Source organism: Halomonas sp. 5021 (genome assembly GCF_036663435.1).
GTDB classification, from domain to species: Bacteria; Pseudomonadota; Gammaproteobacteria; order Pseudomonadales; family Halomonadaceae; genus Vreelandella; species Vreelandella janggokensis.
On record NZ_JAXOVU010000007.1, the window covers coordinates 60,889 to 84,640 of the forward strand.

The 23,752-nt window shown below is 59.4% G+C and carries 24 protein-coding genes and 1 tRNA gene; 14 read left to right on the plus strand and 11 right to left on the minus strand.

Annotated features, from left to right (window positions below):
* The first annotated feature begins 49 nt into the window (after positions 1–49).
* On the plus strand, positions 50–1,153 hold the full coding sequence (locus R3F64_RS12410; RefSeq protein ID WP_199284657.1) for a pyridoxal phosphate-dependent aminotransferase: 1,104 nt from the start codon (positions 50–52) through the stop codon (positions 1,151–1,153).
* Here R3F64_RS12410 and R3F64_RS12415 read toward each other — a convergent pair.
* The 9 genes from R3F64_RS12415 to R3F64_RS12455 form a co-directional block, all read right to left on the minus strand.
* Positions 1,150–2,106, minus strand: a complete 957-nt coding sequence (locus R3F64_RS12415; RefSeq protein ID WP_199284656.1) for a branched-chain amino acid transaminase — start codon at positions 2,104–2,106, stop codon at positions 1,150–1,152. The two genes, R3F64_RS12410 and R3F64_RS12415, sit on opposite strands and share 4 nt — an antisense overlap.
* Positions 2,103–3,209, minus strand: coding sequence for a class II histone deacetylase (locus tag R3F64_RS12420; RefSeq protein ID WP_199284655.1), 1,107 nt, complete (start codon positions 3,207–3,209; stop codon positions 2,103–2,105). The genes R3F64_RS12415 and R3F64_RS12420 overlap by 4 nt, the downstream gene beginning before the upstream one ends.
* The gene (locus tag R3F64_RS12425; protein ID WP_199284654.1) at positions 3,206–4,237 is read right to left on the minus strand and encodes a histone deacetylase family protein; all 1,032 of its coding nucleotides are present in this window, start codon (positions 4,235–4,237) and stop codon (positions 3,206–3,208) included. Before R3F64_RS12425 ends, R3F64_RS12420 begins: the two co-directional genes overlap by 4 nt.
* A gap of 28 nt (positions 4,238–4,265) precedes the next feature.
* The gene (locus R3F64_RS12430; protein WP_332611739.1) at positions 4,266–5,540 is read right to left on the minus strand and encodes a TRAP transporter large permease; all 1,275 of its coding nucleotides are present in this window, start codon (positions 5,538–5,540) and stop codon (positions 4,266–4,268) included.
* Positions 5,537–6,082 (minus strand): TRAP transporter small permease, encoded by a 546-nt coding sequence (locus R3F64_RS12435; RefSeq protein ID WP_332611741.1) that lies wholly within the window; start codon positions 6,080–6,082, stop codon positions 5,537–5,539. The genes R3F64_RS12430 and R3F64_RS12435 overlap by 4 nt, the downstream gene beginning before the upstream one ends.
* 97 nt (positions 6,083–6,179) lie before the next feature.
* Positions 6,180–7,253 carry a TRAP transporter substrate-binding protein DctP gene (dctP, locus tag R3F64_RS12440; protein WP_332611743.1) on the minus strand — a complete coding sequence of 358 codons (1,074 nt, stop codon included), beginning with the start codon at positions 7,251–7,253 and terminating at the stop codon, positions 6,180–6,182.
* Positions 7,254–7,337: 84 nt separating this feature from the next.
* Positions 7,338–8,273 (minus strand): ornithine cyclodeaminase family protein, encoded by a 936-nt coding sequence (locus R3F64_RS12445; RefSeq protein WP_332611745.1) that lies wholly within the window; start codon positions 8,271–8,273, stop codon positions 7,338–7,340.
* A gap of 1 nt (position 8,274) precedes the next feature.
* Entirely contained in the window at positions 8,275–8,631 is a 357-nt protein-coding gene (locus R3F64_RS12450) for a RidA family protein (RefSeq protein ID WP_309782361.1), read from the minus strand.
* Positions 8,632–8,764: 133 nt separating this feature from the next.
* The gene (locus R3F64_RS12455; RefSeq protein WP_085918441.1) at positions 8,765–9,532 is read right to left on the minus strand and encodes a helix-turn-helix transcriptional regulator; all 768 of its coding nucleotides are present in this window, start codon (positions 9,530–9,532) and stop codon (positions 8,765–8,767) included.
* Between the two features lie 192 nt (positions 9,533–9,724).
* On the opposite strand from R3F64_RS12455, the gene R3F64_RS12460 reads away from it, so the two are divergent.
* On the plus strand, positions 9,725–11,098 hold the full coding sequence (locus tag R3F64_RS12460) for a glycosyltransferase (RefSeq protein WP_332611749.1): 1,374 nt from the start codon (positions 9,725–9,727) through the stop codon (positions 11,096–11,098).
* A 107-nt stretch (positions 11,099–11,205) separates the two neighbouring features.
* Here the strand turns inward: R3F64_RS12460 and R3F64_RS12465 are convergent.
* A tRNA-Leu gene (locus R3F64_RS12465) sits at positions 11,206–11,292 on the minus strand.
* A 114-nt stretch (positions 11,293–11,406) separates the two neighbouring features.
* On the opposite strand from R3F64_RS12465, the gene queA reads away from it, so the two are divergent.
* From queA to secF, 5 genes are all read left to right on the plus strand, one after another.
* Positions 11,407–12,438: a tRNA preQ1(34) S-adenosylmethionine ribosyltransferase-isomerase QueA gene (queA, locus tag R3F64_RS12470; RefSeq protein ID WP_332611751.1), complete on the plus strand. Its 1,032-nt coding sequence runs from the start codon at positions 11,407–11,409 to the stop codon at positions 12,436–12,438.
* Between the two features lie 58 nt (positions 12,439–12,496).
* Positions 12,497–13,615 carry a tRNA guanosine(34) transglycosylase Tgt gene (gene tgt, locus R3F64_RS12475; protein WP_085918465.1) on the plus strand — a complete coding sequence of 373 codons (1,119 nt, stop codon included), beginning with the start codon at positions 12,497–12,499 and terminating at the stop codon, positions 13,613–13,615.
* A gap of 69 nt (positions 13,616–13,684) precedes the next feature.
* Positions 13,685–14,011: a preprotein translocase subunit YajC gene (gene yajC / locus R3F64_RS12480; protein WP_066321865.1), complete on the plus strand. Its 327-nt coding sequence runs from the start codon at positions 13,685–13,687 to the stop codon at positions 14,009–14,011.
* A gap of 133 nt (positions 14,012–14,144) precedes the next feature.
* Positions 14,145–15,995, plus strand: coding sequence for a protein translocase subunit SecD (secD, locus tag R3F64_RS12485; RefSeq protein ID WP_085918464.1), 1,851 nt, complete (start codon positions 14,145–14,147; stop codon positions 15,993–15,995).
* 34 nt (positions 15,996–16,029) lie between these two features.
* Positions 16,030–16,956 carry a protein translocase subunit SecF gene (secF, locus tag R3F64_RS12490; RefSeq protein WP_085918438.1) on the plus strand — a complete coding sequence of 309 codons (927 nt, stop codon included), beginning with the start codon at positions 16,030–16,032 and terminating at the stop codon, positions 16,954–16,956.
* Between the two features lie 104 nt (positions 16,957–17,060).
* Here the strand turns inward: secF and R3F64_RS12495 are convergent, their stop codons facing one another.
* Positions 17,061–17,855 carry an inositol monophosphatase family protein gene (locus tag R3F64_RS12495; RefSeq protein ID WP_085918437.1) on the minus strand — a complete coding sequence of 265 codons (795 nt, stop codon included), beginning with the start codon at positions 17,853–17,855 and terminating at the stop codon, positions 17,061–17,063.
* A gap of 142 nt (positions 17,856–17,997) precedes the next feature.
* On the opposite strand from R3F64_RS12495, the gene R3F64_RS12500 reads away from it, so the two are divergent.
* From R3F64_RS12500 to rlmN, 7 genes are all read left to right on the plus strand, one after another.
* Positions 17,998–18,786: an RNA methyltransferase gene (locus R3F64_RS12500; RefSeq protein ID WP_085918436.1), complete on the plus strand. Its 789-nt coding sequence runs from the start codon at positions 17,998–18,000 to the stop codon at positions 18,784–18,786.
* A 125-nt stretch (positions 18,787–18,911) separates the two neighbouring features.
* Positions 18,912–19,772, plus strand: a complete 861-nt coding sequence (gene cysE / locus R3F64_RS12505) for a serine O-acetyltransferase (protein ID WP_264824520.1) — start codon at positions 18,912–18,914, stop codon at positions 19,770–19,772.
* Positions 19,773–19,848: 76 nt separating this feature from the next.
* Positions 19,849–20,316 (plus strand): Fe-S cluster assembly transcriptional regulator IscR, encoded by a 468-nt coding sequence (iscR, locus tag R3F64_RS12510; RefSeq protein WP_085918434.1) that lies wholly within the window; start codon positions 19,849–19,851, stop codon positions 20,314–20,316.
* 40 nt (positions 20,317–20,356) lie between these two features.
* A complete protein-coding gene (locus R3F64_RS12515) occupies positions 20,357–21,514 on the plus strand; it encodes an IscS subfamily cysteine desulfurase (protein ID WP_264824521.1) in 1,158 nt (385 codons plus the stop codon).
* 39 nt (positions 21,515–21,553) lie between these two features.
* On the plus strand, positions 21,554–21,880 hold the full coding sequence (locus R3F64_RS12520; protein ID WP_085918432.1) for a HesB/IscA family protein: 327 nt from the start codon (positions 21,554–21,556) through the stop codon (positions 21,878–21,880).
* Between the two features lie 156 nt (positions 21,881–22,036).
* Positions 22,037–22,462 carry a nucleoside-diphosphate kinase gene (gene ndk, locus R3F64_RS12525; protein WP_085918431.1) on the plus strand — a complete coding sequence of 142 codons (426 nt, stop codon included), beginning with the start codon at positions 22,037–22,039 and terminating at the stop codon, positions 22,460–22,462.
* Between the two features lie 89 nt (positions 22,463–22,551).
* Positions 22,552–23,730 (plus strand): 23S rRNA (adenine(2503)-C(2))-methyltransferase RlmN, encoded by a 1,179-nt coding sequence (gene rlmN / locus R3F64_RS12530; protein ID WP_199284647.1) that lies wholly within the window; start codon positions 22,552–22,554, stop codon positions 23,728–23,730.
* Positions 23,731–23,752: the final 22 nt, after the last annotated feature.

Sequence of the window (23,752 nt, forward strand, 5' to 3'; positions counted from 1 at the left end):
TTCGTTGCAGTGTTAGGCTACATTCTACGCTATCTCATTTGGAGACGTTATGCCCCGCTACCCCGAACACTTAACCGGCGAAGGCCCGCATAACCCTTTCCCCGGCATCAAGGTGCTGGAGCGCAAGCTTGGCCATGCGGTTCCCTACCAGTTGGGCTCCAACGAGGGCCTGGACATGCCCCACCACGCCCTGCGCGAGCACTTTGGCGATGCCCTGGCGACCCACGTTTACAGCTACGGCGATGCCGAGGCGTTGGGTATACGCAAGCGCTTGAGCGCCCAGCAGGGCATGCCCCTTGAGACGCTGCTGGTGGATGCCGGCGCCGACAGCCTGATGGCGCTGGCCCTGCGTACCACCTGCGAACCCGGCGATACGGTGGTGAGCACTGCGGGTACCTACCCCACCTTTGGCTATTTCGCCAGGGGGCAGGGCTGTCACCTGGTGGAGCCCAGTTATCTTGAGGCCCCGGGCGTGCTGGCCCCGGACCTTGACGCCCTGGCAACCGCAGCGCAAGACGCCGATGCAAGGGTGGTGTATCTGGCCAACCCGGACAACCCCAGCGGCCATTTGCATAGCGATAGCGACATTCTCAAGCTGCGTGAGGCCCTGCCCGACACCTGCTGGTTATTGCTGGACGAGGCTTACGGGGACTTCCGCGACGATGCGGGCAGCGAATTCACCACCCGAGCGATTCCGGGCGTGATCCGCCTGCGCACGCTGTCCAAGGCCCACGGCCTGGCGGGCCTGCGCATTGGCTACGCGATAGCCGAGCCCGACGTGCTGGCGATGATGATGAAAGTGCGCATTCACTACGCCGTCTCCACCTTCACCCAGGCCGCCGCCGAAGTGGTGCTCGACCACCCTGACGAGGTGAACCAGCACGTTGCCGACGTAAAAGCCCGCCGTGGGCAGTTGGCAGAACACTTCCGCGCGCTGGGGGCGGAAGTTCTGCCCAGCGCCACCAACTTTATCGGTATTCGCCTGCCCAGCGCCGAGCTCGCCGCCGAGGTGCACCAGCAACTGCTCGCTGAGGGCGTGTTGGTCGCTCGCCTGGCCCACCCGGAACTTGCCAACGTGATACGCATTACCGCCGTGCAGGCCGCGTTGGAGCCAGGGAGGTTGGCGGCGCTGGAGAAGGCAATCAAGACTTAGGCTGGCGTCAGCCAGTGACAAAAATCAGCCAGCTCACCGCGCACCGCCTGGCGATATAAGCGCTGCAGTTGAGCCGTCACGCTGTCGGGGCTGATTGGCTCGTTGACAGGCGTAGCCCCCGCACGGACGCCAATGCGCCGCCCATCCAGCTCGCGCAGCGGGAGTATTTCAGCGGCGGTGCCGGTCAGGAAGGCTTCGTCGGCGGTGTACAGCTCGTCGCGGGTCATCCGCCGCTCGCGCACCTCGATACCCAATTCACGTTGCGCCAGTTGAATCACGCTATCCCGGGTGATGCCCTGCAGGCAGGAGGTCACTTCCGGGGTGTGCAGCACGCCATCGCGCAGCAAAAACACGTTCGCCGCCGAGGCCTCGGCCACGTAGCCTTCCGGATCAAGCATGATGGTTTCGTCAAACCCGGCTTTAAGCGCCGTGTTCAGCGCCAGCATGGAGTTGACGTAGTGGCCGTTGGTTTTGGCGCGGCAAAGGCTGATATTGACGTGGTGGCGCGCCCAGGAAGAGGTCAGCGCGCGCAGCCCGTGGGTCGCAGCCTGGGGGGAAATGTAAGGGCCCAGATCCCAGGCGGCGATCATCACATGGGTAGTCAAGCCTTGGGCGCGCAGCCCCAGGCCTTCCGCCCCGAAGAATACCGTGGGCTTGAGGTAGGCGTTGCTCAGGCCGTTTTTGGCCAGACAATCGCGCTGGGCGTCGATCAGCGCCGCTTCGCTGAACGGCAGTGGCATATCCAGCGAATGGGCGCTTTCCACCAGGCGGCGGGTGTGCTCGGCGGCTCGGAACAGGTGTGTGCCGTCGGGGCCAGCGTAGGCGCGCACCCCTTCGAAACACCCCATGCCATAGTGCAGCGTGTGGGTGAAGACATGCACCTTGGCGTCGCGCCATTCACGCCATTCGCCGTCCTGCCAGATCCAGCCGTCGCGGTCGTAAAGCGGTGTCATCGGGTGGTTTGCTCCCACTGTTGGCACCAGTCGTCGATCAACGTCTGCTGGTGCGGTTGCAGGGCCTGATAGCCCCAGGCGGCAATTTCATCGTTTTGCGGATCAGGCACGGCAATTTCGCTGCCTGCCAGGGTCTGGATGACGGCGTGGCCGCATAGCGGCGCGTAGCCTTCCGAGTAGCCGCCTTCATGAACAACTACCAGCTTGCCATCGCAGCAGCGCTCGGCCAGCGATTTAAGCTGGGAAGTCATGTCGGCGAACGCCTGGCTATTGAGCAACATTTTGCCTAATGGATCTTTGGCGCAGGCGTCATAACCGCAGGCCACCACGACGAGCTCGGGGTTGAAGGCCTCGAGCGCCGGCAACACCAGTTTTTCCATGGCATAGGCGTAGGCCCCCAGGCCACAACCCGGCGGCAGGGGCAGATTGAGGTTGGCGCCCCGACCGGCCCCCTCACCCTGTTCATCGAAATCACCGGTTTCCAGCGGGTAGTTGCCCGCCTGATGGAGCGAAACGGTAAACACCTCTGGTTGGCCATAAAACGCTGCCTGCTGGCCGTTGCCGTGATGTACATCCCAGTCGAGTATTACCACGCGCTTGACCTGCCCCAGGGCGCGGGCACGCATCACCGCCACGGGAATATTGCCCAGCAGGCAGAACCCACGGCCCTGGTCGGCTTCCGCATGGTGACCCGGCGGACGGCAAAGGGCATAGGCGTTGTTCACCTCGCCAAGCGCCACGGCTTCCACAGCAGCGATGGCTAACCCGGCGGATTGCGTGGCTGCCGCCCAACTGCCCGGCATGTAGGGGGCGCAGTCGCCGCCGTTGCCGCCTCGTGATTTGTCTCCCGCCTGCAGTTCGTCCAGGTAGCGTGGGGTATGAAAGCGCAGCAGATCATCAAGCGTCGCGACAGGTGGTTTAACCACGCTCAGTTCATCGATCAGCCCGCTGACTTCGAGGATATTCTTCAGCCGCCGCTTGCTTTCCGGGCTTTCCGAGGCGGGCTGGGGCTGTAGAAACTCACCGGGTGCGGAAAACACCCCAATGGCGCCCTGGTCGTGCCAAAAGCAGCGTTCGTGCCAGTAAAAGCCGGTCGTGCTCATGCCGTAAAGCCCTGCATGAAGGCGCTCAGGTTGGCGCTTAGATACTCGGTGGGATAACCGCCCTCCTGGACCACAACGGTGGGCAACGACAGTGCGGCCAGGCGTTTGCCAAGCTCTACAAAGGCGTCTGTTTCCACGGTGAGCCCTGCCAGCGGGTCATCTTTGTGGGCATCCAACCCCAGCGCCACCACAACGGCATCCGGCGCGTAGCGCTGGAGGTGATCAATTAACACCGCCAGGGCGTCGAGGTAGACCACCTCATCGCTGCCTACCGGCAGGGGCAGATTGACATTTGCGCCGACGCCCTCATCGCTGCCCTCTTCATCAGCACCGCCCCAAAAGAACGGGTAGAAGTCGCTGGGGTCAGCGTGGAGCGAGCCGGTCCAGACATCACAGCGATCATAGAAAATATCCTGGGTACCGTTCCCGTGGTGCAGGTCCACGTCGATGATGGCCACCTTGGCAAAGCGTTCGCGCAGCACCGTGGCCGCCAGCGCCGAGTTGTTCAACAGGCAGAAGCCCCCGGCGCGTTCAGGCCCGGCATGGTGACCCGGCGGGCGGCACAGCGCGTAGGCCGCTGGTGCTCCATCAAGCACTTCTTCTGCAGCGGCTTCGGCGCTGGCGGCTGACGCCAGCGAGCCTTGAAAGCTGGTGGCACTTAGCGGGCAGGCCATATCATGCAGATGCCAGCCCGCCTGGCCGATCGGGTGGCGTGGGTAGTGGTGACCACCGCCGCAAGGATGAACGTTGGGGGCAACCACCTCCGCCGCATTGGGCAGGGTCTGCCAACGGGCATAAATGGTATCCAGAAATGTCAGGTAGCGCGGTGTATGGATTTGCTCCAGGCGCTTGCGCAGCGTCGGCGAATCCGCCTCTCTGGGGGCGGTCAGGGTCAGTCCTGCGTTGGTCAAGCCCTGGGTAAGCAACTCGGCGCGCAGTGGGCCTTCCGGTGAAGGCGCAGGCTGGCCGCGCAACAGAAACGTTGGCGGCGCGTGGTAGGCCTGATCAGGATGGTAGAAGCATTTCATGGTCAAATTCGCAATCCTTGGCAGCCCGTTAGAGTAAAGAAGGAATCCAGGTAGAAAGTGCTGGGAACGCCGCCAGCAGTACAATTACCACTAAAAACGACACGTAAAACGGCAGCGAGGCCACAATGGCCCGCTCATAGGGCACCTCGGCGATTCGCGCGGCGGTCATCAGCGTCATCCCCACGGGTGGTGTTACATTGGAGATATTGAGCACCACGATCATCAGGATGGCGAAGTGCAGCGGGTCGAAACCCAATTGGATCATCGCGGGCACCAGCACCGGGGCAATCACCACCAGCGCGGGCAGCACATCCATCACCGTACCAATCACGATGAGCAGCAGGCAGACCAGCATCAATTGCACAAAGGCCGCATCGCTGACGGTGGTGATCATGCTCGCCGCATCCCGGGCAATGCCCGAGCGGGTGACAAACCAGCCCAGCACGGCCGACGTTGCCAGTAGAAAAAACACCACCCCGGAGAAACGAACCGTGGTGACCAGGGAATCCCAGATCTTGCGCCAGGTGAGGTTACGGTAGAACACCACGCCGATCACGATGGCGTAGACCGCGGCAAAGCCCGAGGCTTCGGTAATCGTCGTCAGCCCTGAGAGAATCCCGCCCAGAATGATCAGCGGCACCACCATGGCGGGAAGCGCCAGCAGAAACGCCATGACCGCCATCTTGAACGGCGTCGGCGCTTGCTTGGGGTAGTTGCGCTTCCAGGCCAGGAAAAAGCTCACGCCCAGCAGCGCCAATGCCATGATCAGGCCGGGAATAATGCCTCCGGCAAACAGGTCAATCACTGAAATATCCCGCAACAGCGTGGCGTAGACGACCATCACCACGCTGGGCGGGATAATCGGCCCGATGATCGAAGAGCAGGCGGTGACCGCCGCGGCGTACTCGGCATCGTAGCCCTGCTTTTTCATCTCGGGGATCATGATCTTGCCGATCGCGACGGTGTCGGTCACCGCCGCGCCGGTCAGCCCGGCAAAAAACACCGAGACGGAGATATTCACGTGGGAGAGCGAGCCACGCACCCGGCCAAACAGCGCATTGTTGAACGCAATCAGCTTATGGGTCAGCCCGCCCTGGTTCATCAACTCGGCGGTGAAAATAAAGTAGGGCACGGCGATCAGCAGAAAGCCCGACACACCGGAGAACATGCGGTCGGCAATGATGCCCAGCATGCGCTCGCCGCCCATGGCAAAGCCACCGGCCAGCCCTGACATGGCCATCACCACGGCCACCGGCGCGCCGATGAAGAGCAGCAGTACGAAGACGATAATCGCAGGCGTCATGAGCGGTGCTCCCCGTCGGCCGAGTCGATGAGCTCGCCGATCACGTCGTCATCATCGATAAAGTGCTCCAGCAGTGAAAAGCCATGCACCAGGTGGAGCAGCATGATGACGCCGCTGAGAGGCACCACGATGGCAGTCACCTTGCTGGGAATTTGAATTTGTGCGGACACCATGTAGACCTGGGTGGCGCTGGTGAAGTAATTCCAGCCGTACCAGGTGAGCATCACCGCAAACAGCGCAATCACCGCCAGGCACAGACCGGCCGCCACCTGCACCATGACGCGGGGCAAACTGCGCACCAGCAGGGTCATGGCCACGTGTTCGCCGTAGCGCAGTGAAATGGTCATTGATAAAAAGCCGATCCATGGCAAAAACAGTCGCGCCAGTGAGTACGTCCAGCTTAGCGTGCTGCCGGTCACCAGCTTGTAGATAAACGCGGTGAAGGAGATGCCCAGCATCGCCAGGATACAGCCCACACACACCACGATGGCCACCTGATTGACGCTATCGCTCAGGCGGCGCAACGGTTGTAATACGCCCATGACACCCCCTCATGCAACGCCCGCCAATCACGTTATACGCCAGGGCGGCAAGTGCCGCCCCGGCGGCGATCAGCAGCGCGTCACTATGGACATGCGTTTATTGGCCATAAACCCGGTAGTCTTCCTCGGCAACTGTTTGGCCGACGCTTTCAACTTCGTCCAGTAGCCCCTGCACCCGGGTTTCGTCCATGCCGAAGTCATCGACAATCCACTCCTGCCAGGCAGGGCGGGCAATCTCGGCCATGCGTTCGCGCTCTTCATCGGGCATCAGGTAGCACTCTTCAAAGCGTTCGCAGGATTCCACCCAGCTGGCGGTGGCCAGTGCGCCGGACATGCCGTGGCTCATCTGGATCGCCTCCCGCGCGGAGGTAATCAGCACCTGCTGCTGCTCTTCGGGCAGCGATTGGTACCACGACTCGCTGACCATCCAGGGGGCGCTGTTATACACATGCCCGGTGAGCGTGGTGTAGTCGGTGACGGCATCGAAGTTGAAGGTGGTGTTGAGCACCGGGGCATTGAACTGACCATCGGCAAGGCCGGTTTCCAGCGCGGTGATCAGCTCACCCCAGGGCAGCGGTGTGGCAGAAGCCCCGAGAGCTTGCATGATGGCGACATGGGCGGGGTTTTCTTCAGTGCGGATATTGAGCCCTTCCAGGTCTTCGACAGTCTCGATCAAGCGCACGTTGTTGGTAAACGCCACGAAGCCGCCGCCATCATCGAAGGTGCCGAGGTAGCGCATATCGGCGTCTTCAATGGTGCCGGACATGAAGTCAGCGAACCATTCACTGTCGAAGAAGGTCCAGGCTTGTCGCCAGTTAGTGAACAGGAAGGGTGCCGTGACCACCTGATAGTCGTCATAGAAAGACGACATGGCCCCGGCCGACATGATGGTCGACTGCAATGTACGTCCGCCCTGTACTTCCGAGCCATTCTCAACCTCGGAGCCTAACTGGCCGCCACCGAAGATGTTGACCGTCAGATCCCCGTCGGTACGTGCCTCGACAAGATTTTTGAAGTGCACCAGCGCCGGATAAATCGCGTTATTGCTCATGTCCTCCGGCAGTTGGGTGGCGATCACCATTTCATTGGATTGCGCCTGGGCATTAGCACTGGCAATGGCCAGGGGGAGTGCTGCCAGGGCGGCAATCAATATGGATTTGCTAGTGTTCATAACATACCTCGTTTTGGTTGTTGGTCGGTCTTGGTTATGACTGGCGTTACCACCTGATCGGTAGCGATTTCTTTGTTGTGTGGGTTATTCGGGAAGTGACTCCCATACTTCAATGGCGGCAGCGAGATCCTCAAGCGACGCGCCTACCGACTTGAACAGCGTAATCGCCTCCTTTCCCGAGCGTCCGGGCTTGGTGTCAGAAAGCACTTCGGCAAGCTCTGCCTGAATCTGGTCGAGCTGAAACTCCCCTTCCTCAACCGCCTGCAGAATATCCCCCGCCTCGCCTTGGGCACCGGCGTAGGTATCCACAAATACCTCGGCGCGGCGCAAACACAGGGCATCGGTTTCGCGCATTTGTGGACGAAACGCGCCAATCAAGTCCAGATGAGTGCCCTGGGTCAGCCATTCACCCTTGATCAGCGGCTGGGTGGAAAGCGTCACACAGCTGATGATGTCGGCCTCAGCCACGGCATCGGCCAGCTCGTCTACTACCTGTGTCTCTAAGCGTTCGGCGTAATCGTCGGCAATCGCTGCCGCCTTGCTGGGGTTGCGTCCCCAAATCAGCACCCGCTTGATAGGCCGCACGCTGGCGTGGGCTTCAATCACCATCGGCGCCAGCTTGCCAGTGCCTACGACCAGCAGGGTATCGGCGTCTTCATTCGCCAAGGCCTGAGCGGCAAGCGCCGACGCCGCGGCCGTGCGACGCCGGGTAAGCTCGCTGCCATCGATGCATGCCAACGGCTGTCCGTGCTTGCCCTCGCTGAGCAGATAAAGCCCGGAGATAGCAGGGACGCCATGGTCGGCGTTTTGCGGAAACACATTGACCATCTTGACGCCGATATACCCGGCTTCTTCCCAGGCGGGCATCAGCAGCATGGTGGCTTCGCCATCTGGCCGGTGCATGGCGTGATGGTGGCGCGGTGGCGACTCAACGCCATTCACGAAGGTGGCATGCAGCCGCTTGACCAGACCATCCCAACCCAGTGTTTGAGCGACGTCTTGTGCAGATACTACCCGCATATCAGGCCTCCGGCAGTGCGGCAATCACCATGATTTCCACCTTCCACTCGGGCTTGGCGAGCTTGGCTTCGACGGCAGCGCGCACGGGCGGGCGACCCGGCACGACCCAGGCATCCCAGGCGGCGTTCATCTGGTCGAACTCTGCCATGCTGGTGACCCAGATTTGCGCTGAAAGCAGCTGTTCTTTGGAGGTGCCGGCCTGGGCCAGTAGTTGATCAATACGTGCCAGCACTTGTTCGGTTTGCCCGCGCATATCCGCCGAGGCATCCATGGGGACCTGGCCCGCGAGGTAAACGGTGCCGTTATGGACCGCCACTTGGCTCATACGCGCATTGCTGTCTTGGTAAGTAACGCTCACTGGGTCTCTCCATCAAAAGGGCTTCTTCAGAGACTAGAACGCTATTGGGCAAATTACTTGCCCGACACTGCGGCAAGTTTGCCCGTAAGTCATGTAAACCGATCTCAGGATGGTGGCCGGTTCGAGGTAACGCCTATCGGTCAGACGAGGGAGAGATGTCAAAATAGCGCCGGTACGCGCGGGAGAAGCTGCCCTGATCGCGAAAGCCGACCAGCATGGCGACATGCCCCAGGCTAAGCGTGCTGTGCCGTACCAACGTACGCGCATGCTCCAGGCGTCGGCGCTGAACATAGGCCAGCGGCGTCACGCCGGTCAGCTCGCGGAAACAGGTGTGGAAATGCCCCGGGCTCAAGGCACACAGTGCGGCCAGCTGCTCCACGCGAATGTCGTCGGCAAGGTGCTGATCCAACCAGGCATCCAGACGGGCGAGGTCGAGGCGTTCGCTGATGCAGTGCTGTCCCAATTGCTCAGCTACATCAGAGGTGGTGTCGTGCAGATACATGGTCAGCGCACGTAATAGCAGAATGGCGATTTCATTCTGCAGCGCAGGGCACTGCTCAAGCTGGCTGGCCAGGGCGTGGGTAAGCTGATTTAACCCAGGTGGCACGCTGAAAAAACGCGGCTTATCGAACAGGCGCTCAATCTCACTGCCTTTTTCAAGCGTGGCCAGTTGAGCAACGGGAACGTCCAGCACCAAGGTACGATTACTGCCATCGCCCTGGTACTCATGATGGCGCGACGCAGGAATCAGACACCCGCGACGGGCAGTCACCCTTTCCCCCTGCCCTTCCATCGAAAGCTCCGTGACACCACAGGTCGCCAGTATCAGTTGATGAAAATCGTGGGTATGGGCCACCTGCTCCTGGGACAAGTTGCGGCTGTGCAGCTCAAAAAGGGACATGGTGGAGTTCCGTCTTTCATCGAAGGCTGTTCAGACACTCACTATAAGACGGCGAGACAACAAAATGCGAGAGGTTAGCCAACTGTGCGTTAACGCTACTCCGGATACTTGCAATGTGGATGACAAGCTGTCATCTGCAAGTCATGGATTCGGGTTAGGGTGGAATTATGCTGCCATAAGAGTTTAGACAACATGCCACAGCGTCGACGCCCTCCTCTCAACTCTCCGCTCAGTGACCAGGAAGTCGCGGCGCTAACCCATTTAGCCAACGGCAATGCTCTCCACCTGCAACATGAGGCTGACCGCGAGGCACGGTTGGAACCGGCGTTGACGATGCTTCACTCAACGGCCTCAATGGCTAATGCGCAGCCGGGATTCATGAAAGTACTGATGATTTCGGATGTCTACTTTCCTCGCGTCAATGGCGTATCCACCTCGATTGCCAGCTTTCGCGGCACCCTTGAACGCCTGGGTCACTCGGTCACACTGATCTGCCCCGACTACCCGTTGGGCCAAGTGGACGAACCGGGTGTACTGCGCATCCGCTCGCACCGGGTACCCGGTGACCCGGAGGATCGCATGATGCGCTACCGCGATCTGCTCGCTCTGACACCACAGCTTGCAGGCAAGGCTTTTGATGTTATTCATGTCCATACGCCCTTTACCGCCCACTATGCGGGTATTGCTCTGGGTCGCCGGCTCGGGCTTCCGGTGGTAGCGACCTACCACACGCTTTTTGAGGCGTATGTTCATCACTATATCCGCTGGTTACCAGGACGCTGGCTGCGCTTTGCGGCACGCAGGCTTTCAGTGCACCAGTGCCAGCAGCTAGATGCCTTAGTGGCACCTTCACGGGCGATGCAGCAAGCAGTCGCCCACTACGGCGTGACGACACCCATCACGGTGATTGCCACTGGTTTAGCGCTAGAAGCGTTTTGTCAGCCTCAAGACCAGCGCGACTTTCGGGCTCACTACGATCTGCCTAGCGAAGCGCGGCTGCTGCTCTATGTCGGCCGTGCCGCCTTTGAGAAGAACATCGATTTTCTGATCGATATGCTGCCGCAGGTATTAACCGAACACCCCACCACCCGGCTAATCATTACCGGCGAAGGTCCGGCCCATGCTTCGCTTGTACGTCGCGCTCAGGACGTTGGCGTGTCAGACGCCGTAATTTTCCTTGGCTATCTCGACCGCCACGGCCCACTGCAAGCCGTCTACCGCGCTGCCGACGTTTTCGTCTTTGCATCACGCACAGAAACCCAGGGACTGGTACTGCTGGAGGCGATGGCGCTGGGCACACCAGTGGTTTCCACTGCCACGATGGGCACGCTTGATGTATTAAAAGAAGGAGAAGGCTGCCTGATCGCCGAGGAAAACCATAACGACTTCGCCACTAAGGTTAACCAGCTATTAAGCGATGAAACACACCGAGCACAGCTCGCCCAGCGCGGCCAAACCTATGCCGCCAGCTGGCATGAGGACACCCAGAGTGCCGCGCTGGTTGCTCTTTATCGATGGTTGGCGGCTGAGCGTCTGGCTAATACGGGGAAGGAAGTAAGGAAGTAAGGGCTGGAGTCTCTATTGACACTTTGTGGACACGCTCAGGCATGCTGAAAGGGATAAACGCAAATTCCAGACACAAAAAAAGGGGCCTAAGCCCCTGATTTTAAAGATGGTGCCGGTGGCCAGACTCGAACTGGCACGCCTGTTACAGCGGCGGATTTTGAATCCGCTGCGTCTACCAATTCCGCCACACCGGCAATGGCTGCGCATTATACGTAGATCACCTTCTAGGTCAATCACATTGACTGACTTTATCCACGTAAAGCGCTATCCTATGCCGCCCGTTTGGTCACCGATATAGAGCTTTATTCATGCAGCGCGCGGATTTTCACTTTGAGCTACCTGACGAGCTTATCGCCCGTTACCCGTCTGAACAGCGTAGCGACTGCCGTTTGCTATGCGTGGATGGCCAGAGCGGTGGGCTAGAACACCGTCGTTTTCCCGACTTGCTTGAGCTGCTTGAACCCGGCGACCTGCTGGTGTTCAACGACACTCGAGTGATCCCGGCGCGCCTGCACGGCCAGAAAGCCAGCGGTGGCAAGGTGGAAATGCTACTGGAACGCCCGCTGGATGCGCACCGCGGTCTCGCGCATATCCGTTCGAGCAAATCTCCCAAGCCCGGCACCGAGCTGATCTTTGAAGGCGATATTCACGCCGTCGTGGAAGGCCGTCGTGATGCGCTGTTCGAACTCCGCTTTCTGGGCGACACGCCAATGATTGCGCTGCTCGAAGCCCACGGCCATATGCCCCTACCGCCCTACATTACCCGGGAAGACGAGCTCAGCGACCGCGAGCGCTATCAAACCGTCTATGCCCGTCGTGATGGTGCAGTGGCAGCACCTACGGCAGGCCTGCACTTCGATCAGCCGCTGCTCGATGCGCTGGCAGAAAAAGGGATCAACAGCGCCTTCGTGACCTTGCACGTCGGCGCTGGCACCTTCCAGCCGGTGCGCGTGGACAACATTCTTGAGCACCACATGCATAGCGAGTGGATTGATGTCTCAGAAGACACCTGCCAGCAGGTGCGCGCCACACAGGAAGCGGGCAAGCGGGTGATTGCGGTGGGTACGACCAGCGTTCGCTGCCTGGAGAGCGCCTGCCTCGATAGCCCGGACAATCAAATTGCCCCGTTCAGTGGCGATACCGATATCTTCATCTACCCCGGCTATGAATGGCGCTGCGTGGATGCGCTGATCACCAATTTCCACCTGCCCGAATCAACACTGTTAATGCTGGTTTCGGCATTCGCAGGTTACGATAACATCATGCACGCCTATCAAGCGGCGGTTGACGAGCGCTATGCGTTTTTCAGCTATGGCGATGCCATGCTGCTGACCCGCTGATCATGTCGCGCTTTAACCGCTTTCTGAACGAGTAACAACGATGCGAAACGAATGCTTTATGCGCTTTGAGCGCCTGGCCGAGGACGGTCGCGCGCGCCGGGGTCGCCTTCACTTCCCGCGGGGAACGGTAGAAACACCTGCCTTTATGCCGGTAGGTACCTACGGCACGGTAAAAGGCATGACGCCCGAATCCGTCAAAGAGATCGGCGCCGAGATCATCCTGGGCAATACCTTTCACCTCTGGTTACGCCCCGGCACCGACGTCATCGAAGCCCACGGCGACCTTCACGACTTTGCTCAATGGGACAAGCCGATCCTGACCGACTCTGGTGGTTTTCAGGTGTTCTCGCTGGGCGAGATGCGCAAAATCACCGAGCAGGGGGTGCATTTCCGCTCGCCGGTGGACGGCAGCAAAGTGTTCATGGGCCCGGAAGAGTCCATGGCGGTTCAACGCTCGCTGGGATCCGATGTGGTGATGATCTTCGACGAGTGCACGCCTTACCCGGCAACGTTCGAAGAGGCCGAGAAATCCATGGAACTGTCGCTGCGGTGGGCCAAACGCTCGCGGGACGCCCATGGCGACTCCCCCTCGGCGCTGTTCGGCATCATCCAGGGCGGCATGCACCCTGAACTTCGTGAACGCTCTCTGAAGGGTTTGCTTGATATCGGCTTTGATGGGCTGGCGATCGGCGGCTTATCCGTGGGTGAGCCCAAGGACGAGATGATCAAGGTGCTCGACTATTTGCCCACCTGGATGCCCGACGACAAGCCCCGCTACCTGATGGGCGTCGGCAAGCCCGAAGACCTGGTCGAAGGCGTACGCCGTGGCGTGGATATGTTCGACTGCGTGATGCCCACGCGCAACGCACGCAACGGCCACCTGTTTACCGCTGATGGTACCGTCAAGATCCGCAACGCCGCCCATCGCTTTGATACCCGGCCGCTTGAAGAAGACTGCGATTGCCATACCTGCCAGCATTTCTCACGTGGCTACCTGCACCATCTTGACCGCTGCAACGAAATGCTTGGCTCAATGCTCAATACCATCCACAATCTGCGTTATTATCAGAGGGTGATGGCTGATTTGCGCGCGGCAATCGAAGCGGGTACATTGACGAACTTTGTGGAAGGCTTCTATGCACGGCGCGGCCTGCCGGTGCCTCCCCTTGAGAATTAATCGGCGCGCGTACAAGCGGGCGCTTTCTCTTGCTCATTCATTGAGTTTATAACCCAGGAGTTATCTGCAATGCTGGATTTCTTTATCTCACCAGCCCACGCCCAAGCAGGCGGTGCTGGCGGTGGTATTGCGCAAATCGTGATGCTGGTCGGTTTTGTGCTGATTTTCTACTTCCTGCTTTGGCGCCCCCAGGCCAAGCGCGCGAAGCAGCACAAGCAATTGATCAGTAACCTGGACAAAGGCGATGAAATCGTCATTGGCGGCGGCATGGTAGGTCGCATCACCAAGGTGAGCGATGAATTTCTCACCATGGAAATCGCCGAAGGCACCGAAGTCAACGTGCAGAAAAACGCCGTTGCCACCGTACTGCCAAAGGGCACCATCAAGTCCATCTAATGTAATGATGTAGCACCCCTGCCTTAATGCCAGCCATCCCGGCAGGGGTGACATGGTATCCACGATGGTGAACCTTGCTGTGCGCAGTGAATCTGTGCACAGCATTCCGTTTGTAATTGAAGGCAGGGCTTGCATGCTCAACCGTTATCCCCTGTGGAAGTATCTCTTGATACTGGCCGTTTTAGTGGCCGGCCTTATCTACGCGCTTCCCAACCTGTTTCCTGAAGATCCCGCCGTCCAAATCAGTAGCGCCGAAACCGGCGAAACGCTGGATGAGAGCGAAATCGAGCGTGTCGAAAACGCCCTCGATGAGGCCGGCATTGCTGTCAAATCCATCGAACAAACCAACCAGCAGTGGCTTATCCGGCTGCCTAACCCCAACGATCAGCTACGCACCCAGGAAATCGCCAGCGATGTATTGGGTGATGATGCCACAGTGGCCCTTAACCTTGCCGAAGCCACCCCCGGCTGGCTGCAGGCGTTTTCCGCCTCACCCATGACGCTGGGCCTCGACTTGCGCGGCGGCGTTCACTTTCTGCTGGAAGTGGACATGGAAGCGGCCCTGACCCAGCGTCTGGAAGTTAACGCCAGTGCCGTTCGCGAAATGCTGCGTAGCGAGGGCATTCGCTATCGCAATACCGAGATAGACGAGCGCAGCCTGTCGCTTGACTTCGCAGGCGAAGAAGATCGCGATGAAGCGCGCCGCCTGATCAGCCGCGAGTTCCCCGACTTTGAATACCGCAACGAAGAAGAAGGCCGCGCGGCGCGCCTGGTGATGTCACTGACCGACGAATTGGTCAATGAAATCCAGGACTACGCGATCAATCAGAACCTGACCACGCTGCGTAACCGGGTGAATGAGTTGGGCGTCGCGGAGCCGCTGGTACAACGTCAAGGGCCTAACCGGATCGTTGTCGAACTACCCGGCGTACAGGATACCGTGGCCGCCAAGCGCGTTGTGGGTGCAACGGCTAACCTTGAATTCCGCCTGGAGGCACGCCCCGACACCCCCGACAACGAAACGGAAACCTTCAGCTTCCTCAACCAGCCATCACGTTCTGCCGACCTGATGCGCGACGTCATCGTCACCGGCGACAGCGTTTCAAACGCCAGCCGCAGCTTTGACGAAAACGGACGCCCACAGGTCAACATCGACCTTGATGGCACTGGCGGTACCCTGATGAACCGCGCCACCCGCAGCAATATCGGGCGCAACATGGCAGTGCTGTTTATCGAGCACAAGACCGAAGAGCGCACGGTCATGGAAAATGGGGAAGAGACCACGGTTCGCGAACCCTATGTGGAACGCGGCCTGATCAGTCTGGCGACCATCCAGAGCGCGCTGGGTAACAGCTTCCGCATTACCGGTCTTGAGTCACCCACCGAAGCTGCTGAGCTTGCCCTGCTGCTGCGTTCGGGGTCACTTGCCGCCCCCATCTACTTCGTCCAGGAACGCACTATCGGGCCAAGCCTGGGGGCCGACAACATCGAGCGCGGTTTGCTATCGGTCCAGATCGGCTTGTTACTGGTCGCCCTGTTCATGCTGATTCGCTACAAGGTTTTCGGTATTTTTGCCAACATCGCGCTGGCACTGAACCTGACGCTGCTGGTAGCTGCCATGTCGCTTTTGGGCGCCACGCTGACGCTTCCGGGGATCGCCGGTATCGTGCTCACGCTAGGCATGGCCGTTGACGCCAACGTACTGATATTCGAGCGAATACGCGAAGAATTGCGCAATGGCATGTCGATTCAGCAAGCGATCTACTCGGGTTACGAGCGTGCGTTCACCTCGATCGTCGACGCCAACATCACCACGCTGCTGGTGGCAGTCATTCTGTTCTCCATTGGCACCGGGCCGGTCAAAGGCTTCGCCGTCACCCTGTCGATCGGTATTTTGACCTCGATGTTTACCGCACTGTTAGTGACGCGCGCCATGGTCAACCTGACCTACGGCAGCAAGCCCGTCAAAAAGCTGTGGATCTAACGCCAATGCTCAGCCCAGATTTCACGAGGTGGTCATGAAACCTTTAACACAACGGCAAATCGACTTTATGGGGCGCCGCAAACTGGCGTTCATCGTCGCTGCCGTCCTGCTGATCGTGTCGATTGGCGCGATTTTTTTCCAGCAGCTGAATCTAGGCCTGGACTTCACTGGCGGCACCCTGATTGAAGTGCGCTACGCCGAAGCTCCTGCTCTCGACACGATACGCCAACTGCTGCAAGACAACGGCTTTGAAGACGTGGCCGTACAAACCTTTGGCGCTTCCAGCGAAGTGCTCATACGCCTGCGCCAAGCTTTCGATCCGGATATTGGCAACCAGGTCGTCAACTTACTGAGAGGCGATGGCGCAAGCGTTGATCTGGTGCGCGCCGAATTCGTCGGCGCTCAGGTCGGTGACCAGTTGCGCGACCAAAGCGGCATGGGGTTACTGGTCGCACTGGGTGTGGTGATGCTCTACGTGGCGCTTCGCTTCCAATACAAGTTCGCTATTGGTGCCCTGCTTGCGTTGATGCATGACGTCATTATCGTGGTCGGTTTTTTCGCCATATTTCAGCTCGATTTCGACCTGACTGTGCTGGCAGCAATTCTCGCCGTCATTGGTTACTCACTGAACGATACCATTGTGGTATACGACCGCATGCGCGAAGAAATCCGTATGTCGCGCATTGATGATATGCCGCAAATCTTCAACGATGCGATCAATGCCACGCTCTCTCGGACGCTGGCAACTTCAGGTACCACTCTGCTGGTACTCATTGCCCTGTTATTGCTGGGCGGCGACATGATCCAAAACTTCGCCATCGCCCTGCTGGTGGGTATCGTGGTGGGGACATTTTCATCCATCTATGTCTCTGGCGCACTACTTCTCCCACTCAAGCTGTCGCGGGAAGACTTGATTCCTCCCCAGAAAGAAACCGACGAAGAAGAGGAAGAACTGCCCTAATCAGGCAGGCTTTGCTTCCAAAAAAACGCCCCTGCCGTTATCCACGGCAGGGGCGTTTTGCTTTGATGACGGTGTCTTGATAATCGGGTTTAGATAGTTAGACCTTAAAGGTGGGGTGCAAGCTGCTTGATAATCGCTTTATACAGACGCGGCCCCGCCGCCAACAGCTGGCCTTCGGCTTTCACGTTGGGCTGCCCGTCCGGAGTGCCCATCAACGCACCGGCCTCCTTCAATAATAGACTGCCCACCTGCAGATCCTGCTCTTCAAGTCCCAGCACAAAGGCGCTGTCGACGCGTCCCGTCGCCAACTCGCAGATATCCAGCAACCCACTGCCCGTTGCCACCAGCGTATCTAACTGGGGAGCCAACTGTTGGGTAATGGTCAAGTAAGCAGGTAGATGACGGGTGCGTAACCACGCTTCGGGAAGGCTCATCGCCAGGCGGGTAGCGCTTATCGCCTTGGCTTGGCTAACCCGCATACGCTTACCGTTATGCTGGGCACCCCGGCCACGGCTGGCGATGTACTCGTCGTCCGCGAAGGGGGCGATAATCACCGCATGCTCGGGACGACCTTTAATCAGACACACCACTGACAGTGCAAAGCCCTTACCTGCCACGGCCAGATTGGAGTAGCCGTGCAGCGGTTCAATTTTCCAGACGATATCCTCGCTTTCAGCCTGCCCGGGCTTGAAAGTCGTGTAGCGCCCGATGACGCCGTGCTGAGGATAGCCACGCTCCAGTTGCTGAACAATTGTCGCCTCGGCTTTACGCGCCGTGTCTTCAAGCAACTTGTCGAGATTGAATTCATCGTGGGCATTTTCAATGCGCTCACGCACCTTCAAAAAATGCTCAACAGCGCTACGCGCGGCGCGCAGCGTAAATTGGACCATTGGATTCATGGTTGGGCCTTGTCACAGTGATGTTAAAGAACGTTAGGCGTAGACATCGCCTATGGCGCGCAATTCTAGCAGACCGCTATCGGGCATGCTATCGACTCATGGTAAACTGCGCCTTTTCCGCTTCTAGGGGTCGGGTTTTATCATGCTTGAGCGCGTCCGCATTGTACTTATTGGCACCAGTCATCCTGGCAATATCGGGGGGGTCGCCCGCGCCATGCATAATATGGGGCTCGCCGACCTGGCGCTGGTGGCGCCGCGCTGCGAGGTCATCACCCAGGAGAGCATTTCCCGCGCCTCGGGCGCCGACCACCTGCTTCACAGCGCTCAGGTGTTTGCGACCATCGAAGACGCCGTGGCGGACTGCACGCTGGCGGTGGGTGCCAGCGCCCGCTCGCGTACCCTGCCGTGGCCGATGATAACCCCCCGCGAGCTGGCCGACCGCCTGCCCGGAGAATGCCGGCCGAGCGAGTCGCGCGTGGCGCTGGTCTTTGGCCGTGAGGACAGCGGCCTGACCAACGCCGAGCTTCAGCGCTGCCATGCTCACGTGCATATCCCCACCAATGCTGATTTCAGCTCGCTCAACCTGGCGGCGGCCGTTCAGGTACTCGCCTATGAATGCCGCATGGCCTGGTTATCTCAAGCCAGCCAGGAGCCCAGCACCACTGATCCAGCGGACGCGGCTCTGCCCGTCACCGTATCGGAAGCGGACGATGAACTGGCTTCACACGCAGCTCTTGAAAACTATTTTGAACACCTGGAACGCGTACTGATCGCCATCGGGTTCCATGACCCAGAGAAGCCCCGTCAGCTTATGGCGCGCCTGCGACGTCTTTACCTTCGCGCCCGCCCTGAACAGATGGAAATGAATATTCTACGCGGGATTTTATCCGCCACCGAAAAGGCGGCGCATCACAAGCAGCCGCGTGAGTGAAGCGCTAGACTTGAAGAGAGTGTCACGCGCCCCCAGTATCAGATGTCTACTGCGCTCGATGACCCTGCGATTCGGGTCAAAACCACCCGGTGACGAATCGAACTGCCAACGCCCAAGGGATCCCCATGTTTCAACGCCTGCGTGAAGATATTAACAGCGTCTTTGAGCGCGACCCGGCCGCCCGCAACTTTCTTGAGGTACTGACCAACTACCCCGGACTTCACGCGCTGCTGCTGCATCGCTGCAGTCACTGGCTGTGGAAAAAAAACCTCAAGTGGCTATCGCGCTCGATGTCGACGTTTGGACGCTGGCTGACGGGCATCGAAATCCATCCCGGCGCGACCATCGGGCGGCGTTTTTTCATTGACCATGGCATGGGCGTGGTGATTGGCGAGACCGCCAGAGTGGGCGATGACGTAACGCTCTATCAGGGGGTCACGCTTGGGGGTACCAGCTGGCACAAGGGCAAGCGCCACCCGACGCTGGGCGATGGCGTGATCGTCGGCGCGGGAGCGAAAATCCTCGGCCCCTTCACCGTCGGTGCGGGCGCTAAAATCGGCTCCAATGCCGTGGTCACCAAGGAAGTCCCGGCCGGGGCGACGGTGGTCGGCATTCCCGGCAAGGTAGTGAAACGTGCCGACCCGGATGTCGAAGAAGCCCTGGACGTCGACCCGGCTCGCCGCGAGGCCATCTGCCAGAAATTCGGTTTTGATGCCTACGGCGTAAGCGAGGACATGCCCGACCCAGTCGCCCGTTCCATGCAGGCCATGCTGGATCACATGCACGCCGTGGATGAACGTATCGAACGCATGTGCTCGACGCTGCGCAAACTGGATGCCAGCTATCGGGATGGCCAGCTACCGGCGCTGCGCGATGAGGATTTCGCCGATATTCTGGATGAAGCCGACGGCGCCTGCTCGGATTCAGCAAAATATCCACGATCAACGACCTCGGCTGAGCAGGACGCTTCATCGGGTAATGGTTGACCAAAGCACTCGGGTTTTCCCATAATGGCGAAACATTTGCCGTTAGCGCTGAGCCACCGGCGTCGAGGTACCTGTCATGCGTTTGACTACCAAAGGGCGTTACGCCGTAACCGCCATGTTGGACTTAGCCCTGAATGCCCAGCATGGGCCCACCAGCCTTAGCGATATTTCCCAGCGCCAGGAAATATCCCTGTCGTATTTAGAGCAACTGTTTGCACGGTTACGCCGTTACGGGCTGGTGAATAGCGTGCGGGGCCCGGGTGGCGGTTACCTCCTCGCCCACGCACCTGACAGCATCAGCGTTTCCCAGGTAATTGACGCGGTTAACGAAACCGTCGACGCCACACGCTGCCAGGGGCTTTCGGACTGCCAGCAGGGAGATACCTGCCTGACGCACCATTTATGGTGCGATCTCTCGGCGCAGATTCGCCATTTTCTGAACGACGTGACGCTGGCTCAGTTGATGCAGCGACCCGATGTAATGCAGGTCGCTGAACGCCAGCAGCAACGGGTCGCGGCAGGTATCCTTGCTTCGTCAACCTGATACGCCAGCACCTTCTTTCCACCACAGGTACATGACCACGATGACTGCTGCTTCGCTTCCCATCTACCTTGATTATGCCGCCACGACGCCGGTCGACCAGCGTGTGGCCGAGGTGATGCAGCGTTACCTGACCGTGGATCAACTGTTCGCCAACCCGGCTTCGCGCAGCCACATGCTGGGCTGGCAGGCGGAACAAGCCGTGGAGCAGGCACGTCGCCAGGTGGCCGATACGATCGGTGCTGACCCACGCGAAATCGTCTGGACCAGCGGTGCCACCGAGGCCGACAACCTGGCACTGATCGGCTTCATGCGCGCCAATCGCGAACGGGGCATGCACCTGGTGACGTCAGCCATTGAACACAAGGCGATTATCGACACCGCCCGGGCGCTTGAAAACGAGGGCTTTGAGGTTACCTGGCTGACGCCGGGACCCGACGGCTGCATCCAGCCCGATCAACTACGCGAGGCCATGCGGGATGACACCGCGCTGGTTTCGCTAATGGCGGTCAACAACGAGCTCGGCAGCATCAATGACATTGCCGCCCTCGCCGCGGTGACCCACGAGTTCGGTGCCGCCTTTCATTGCGATGCCGCCCAGGCCGTCGGCCGCATCGAACTATCGGTGGTCGCCCAGCAGGTGGACCTAATGTCGCTGTCAGGCCACAAGGCCTATGGGCCGAAGGGCGTGGGGGCGCTCTACGTGAAGCGCCACCCGGATATGCGCATTGAAGCGCTGATTCACGGCGGCGGCCACGAGCGTGGCATGCGCTCCGGCACCCTGCCCACGCATCAGATTGCCGGCATGGGCGAAGCCTTTAACCTGATGCAGCAGCAACATGCTGCAGATCAAACGCATATCACCCAACTGCAGCAACGCTTTCTGAAAGGACTGGAGGGACTGGACGGTGTCTACGCCAATACCCCTATTTCCCAGGCAGTCCCCAATATTTTGAACCTCGCCTTTGAAGGTGTGGAAGGTGAATCGCTACTGATGGGGCTGCGCGATGTCGCTGTCTCTACCGGCTCTGCATGCAACTCTGCAAGCGTAGATCCGTCATACGTATTACTTGGCATTGGCGTACCGCGACGTCTTGCCCTCTCGTCGATACGTTTCAGCTTCGGACGCTTTACTACCGAGGCTGACATCGACCATGCCATCACGCTTATCCGCCATGCGGTGAGCGGGCTGCGCGCTTAGCAGCGCTAAGCGGCTGACTACTTACAGGAGGACGCCTCAATGGCCACACTCAACATTACCCCAGCTGCCGCCCAGCAGATCCAGCAAGTGCTCGACGAACGCGGTCAAGGTTTGGGCCTGCGCGTTTCCGTCAAGCCCAGCGGCTGCTCAGGCTATAGCTATGTACTGGACTTTGCCGATCAGGTGAACGATGAGGACGTTCGCTTCGAGGCCAATGGTGCGAGCGTTTATGTTGCCCCCGACGCCGTTGAGATGCTCGACGGCAGCGAAGTCGACTACGTCAACGAAGGCTTGAATCGCTTTTTCCGTTTCAATAACCCCAACGTAAAAGACGAATGCGGCTGCGGTGAAAGCTTTACCGTCTAGTGCGCGTTGCAGGCTCATGACGGGGCGGTATTCATCCCCCGGCTTAAGCGCTATAATCGCGCCACTCGTTAGCCGACATGGCTGGCGACACCTTATTTGTACCGCCCCGGCCCACCGGGGCGGCAATGTTTTTCATCCTTTCAGGAGACGCTGAACATGGCAACTGAACGCACGCTATCTATCATCAAGCCCGACGCCGTAGCCAAAAACGCCATTGGCGAGATCATCGCCCGTTTTGAGAACGCCGGGCTGCGCGTGGTCGCCGCAAAAATGCTGCACCTGTCTGAAGAAAAAGCCGGCGGCTTTTACGCTGAGCATAAAGAGCGTCCGTTCTTCAAGGACCTGGTCGGTTTCATGACCTCAGGCCCGGTTGTCGTGCAAGTGCTTGAAGGCGAAGGCGCGGTTGCCAAAAATCGCGACTTGATGGGAGCCACCAACCCCAAGGAAGCCGCAGCCGGCACGATTCGCGCCGATTTTGCGGAAACAATCGACGCCAACGCTGTCCATGGCTCTGACTCTGTGGAAAGCGCCGAGCGCGAAATTAACTACTTCTTCAGCAACGACGAAATCTGCCCGCGCTAGCCTTTAAGGTAGCGCCGCCGTTTCAACGTCTGTTGCCGGCCATTTACGCGGGGGCTTCGCCCTCGCCATTTCCCAATACGCTGACCGCCATGACCACCACCGTAGCCCAACATACGCCTAGCTCTGCCCCCCAACATACGCCCAGCGCAAAAGCGACGCCCGAGCGTCAAAACCTGCTGGGTATGTCGCGCGAGCAGATGGCGGCCTTTTTTGTCTCTATCGGCGAAAAGAAATTTCGTGCCGCCCAGGTGATGAAGTGGATTCACATCGAAGGGTGCGATGACTTTTCCGCGATGACCAACCTGTCGAAACCGCTGCGGGAAAAGCTCGCCCAGGTGGCGGAAATTCGCGGGCCGGGGGTGATCTACGAGGGCACTTCGAGCGATGGCACACGCAAGTGGGTGCTGGAAGTGGAAGACGGCAGCTACGTCGAGACCGTGCTGATCCCTGCCGAAAACGGTAAGCGCCGCACCCTGTGCGTTTCTTCCCAGGTGGGCTGCTCGCTGGACTGCAGCTTCTGCTCGACCGGCAAGCAAGGCTTTCAGCGCAACCTCACTGCCGCTGAAATCATCGGCCAGGTGTGGGTCGCCCAGCGCAGCGTCGGCCCGCGGCGGGACACTGCCAACCGGCCGGTGACCAATGTGGTGATGATGGGCATGGGCGAGCCGCTCCTCAACTATGACAACGTCGTGCCGGCCATGAAGCTGATGCTCGACGACGACGGCTATGGCCTGTCCAAGCGCCGGGTCACGCTTTCCACCTCGGGCGTGGTACCCATGCTGGACAAGCTCGGCGATGAGCTTGACGTCAGCCTGGCAGTGTCGCTTCACGCCGCCAACGATGAGCTGCGTAACGAACTCGTACCGCTAAATCGCAAGTACAACATACGGTCATTGATGGATGCCTGTCACCGCTATTTGGCTAAATGCCCAGAAAACCGGTTGGTGACCATCGAATATACCCTGATCAAAGACGTCAATGACCAGCAAGAGCACGCCGAGCAGTTAGCGGCGCTGCTCGACGAGCTACCCTGTAAAATCAATTTGATTCCGTTCAACCCGTTCCCCAACTCCGGGTATGAAACACCATCGCGGAACCAGACAATGCGTTTCCAGCAGTGGCTGCACGACTTGGGCTACACTGCTCCCATTCGGTCGACGCGCGGCGATGATATTGATGCCGCCTGCGGACAGCTTGTGGGCCGGGTGAAGGATCGCACCAAACGCAGCGCCCGCTATATCCAATCGATTCAATTGGATGCCGACTGATGAGACGCCTTCTTGACTTCCG

Excerpts from the sequence above, each read along its gene's own strand:
- R3F64_RS12410 (WP_199284657.1), top strand. The coding sequence starts at position 50 with ATGCCCCGCTACCCCGAACACTTAACCGGCGAAGGCCCGCATAACCCT.
- R3F64_RS12415 (WP_199284656.1), bottom strand. The coding sequence starts at position 2,106 with ATGACACCGCTTTACGACCGCGACGGCTGGATCTGGCAGGACGGCGAA.
- R3F64_RS12420 (WP_199284655.1), bottom strand. The coding sequence starts at position 3,209 with ATGAGCACGACCGGCTTTTACTGGCACGAACGCTGCTTTTGGCACGAC.
- R3F64_RS12425 (WP_199284654.1), bottom strand. The coding sequence starts at position 4,237 with ATGAAATGCTTCTACCATCCTGATCAGGCCTACCACGCGCCGCCAACG.
- R3F64_RS12430 (WP_332611739.1), bottom strand. The coding sequence starts at position 5,540 with ATGACGCCTGCGATTATCGTCTTCGTACTGCTGCTCTTCATCGGCGCG.
- R3F64_RS12435 (WP_332611741.1), bottom strand. The coding sequence starts at position 6,082 with ATGGGCGTATTACAACCGTTGCGCCGCCTGAGCGATAGCGTCAATCAG.
- dctP (WP_332611743.1), bottom strand. The coding sequence starts at position 7,253 with ATGAACACTAGCAAATCCATATTGATTGCCGCCCTGGCAGCACTCCCC.
- R3F64_RS12445 (WP_332611745.1), bottom strand. The coding sequence starts at position 8,273 with ATGCGGGTAGTATCTGCACAAGACGTCGCTCAAACACTGGGTTGGGAT.
- R3F64_RS12455 (WP_085918441.1), bottom strand. The coding sequence starts at position 9,532 with ATGTCCCTTTTTGAGCTGCACAGCCGCAACTTGTCCCAGGAGCAGGTG.
- R3F64_RS12460 (WP_332611749.1), top strand. The coding sequence starts at position 9,725 with ATGCCACAGCGTCGACGCCCTCCTCTCAACTCTCCGCTCAGTGACCAG.
- queA (WP_332611751.1), top strand. The coding sequence starts at position 11,407 with ATGCAGCGCGCGGATTTTCACTTTGAGCTACCTGACGAGCTTATCGCC.
- tgt (WP_085918465.1), top strand. The coding sequence starts at position 12,497 with ATGCGCTTTGAGCGCCTGGCCGAGGACGGTCGCGCGCGCCGGGGTCGC.
- yajC (WP_066321865.1), top strand. The coding sequence starts at position 13,685 with ATGCTGGATTTCTTTATCTCACCAGCCCACGCCCAAGCAGGCGGTGCT.
- secD (WP_085918464.1), top strand. The coding sequence starts at position 14,145 with ATGCTCAACCGTTATCCCCTGTGGAAGTATCTCTTGATACTGGCCGTT.
- secF (WP_085918438.1), top strand. The coding sequence starts at position 16,030 with ATGAAACCTTTAACACAACGGCAAATCGACTTTATGGGGCGCCGCAAA.
- R3F64_RS12495 (WP_085918437.1), bottom strand. The coding sequence starts at position 17,855 with ATGAATCCAATGGTCCAATTTACGCTGCGCGCCGCGCGTAGCGCTGTT.
- R3F64_RS12500 (WP_085918436.1), top strand. The coding sequence starts at position 17,998 with ATGCTTGAGCGCGTCCGCATTGTACTTATTGGCACCAGTCATCCTGGC.
- cysE (WP_264824520.1), top strand. The coding sequence starts at position 18,912 with ATGTTTCAACGCCTGCGTGAAGATATTAACAGCGTCTTTGAGCGCGAC.
- iscR (WP_085918434.1), top strand. The coding sequence starts at position 19,849 with ATGCGTTTGACTACCAAAGGGCGTTACGCCGTAACCGCCATGTTGGAC.
- R3F64_RS12515 (WP_264824521.1), top strand. The coding sequence starts at position 20,357 with ATGACTGCTGCTTCGCTTCCCATCTACCTTGATTATGCCGCCACGACG.
- R3F64_RS12520 (WP_085918432.1), top strand. The coding sequence starts at position 21,554 with ATGGCCACACTCAACATTACCCCAGCTGCCGCCCAGCAGATCCAGCAA.
- ndk (WP_085918431.1), top strand. The coding sequence starts at position 22,037 with ATGGCAACTGAACGCACGCTATCTATCATCAAGCCCGACGCCGTAGCC.
- rlmN (WP_199284647.1), top strand. The coding sequence starts at position 22,552 with ATGACCACCACCGTAGCCCAACATACGCCTAGCTCTGCCCCCCAACAT.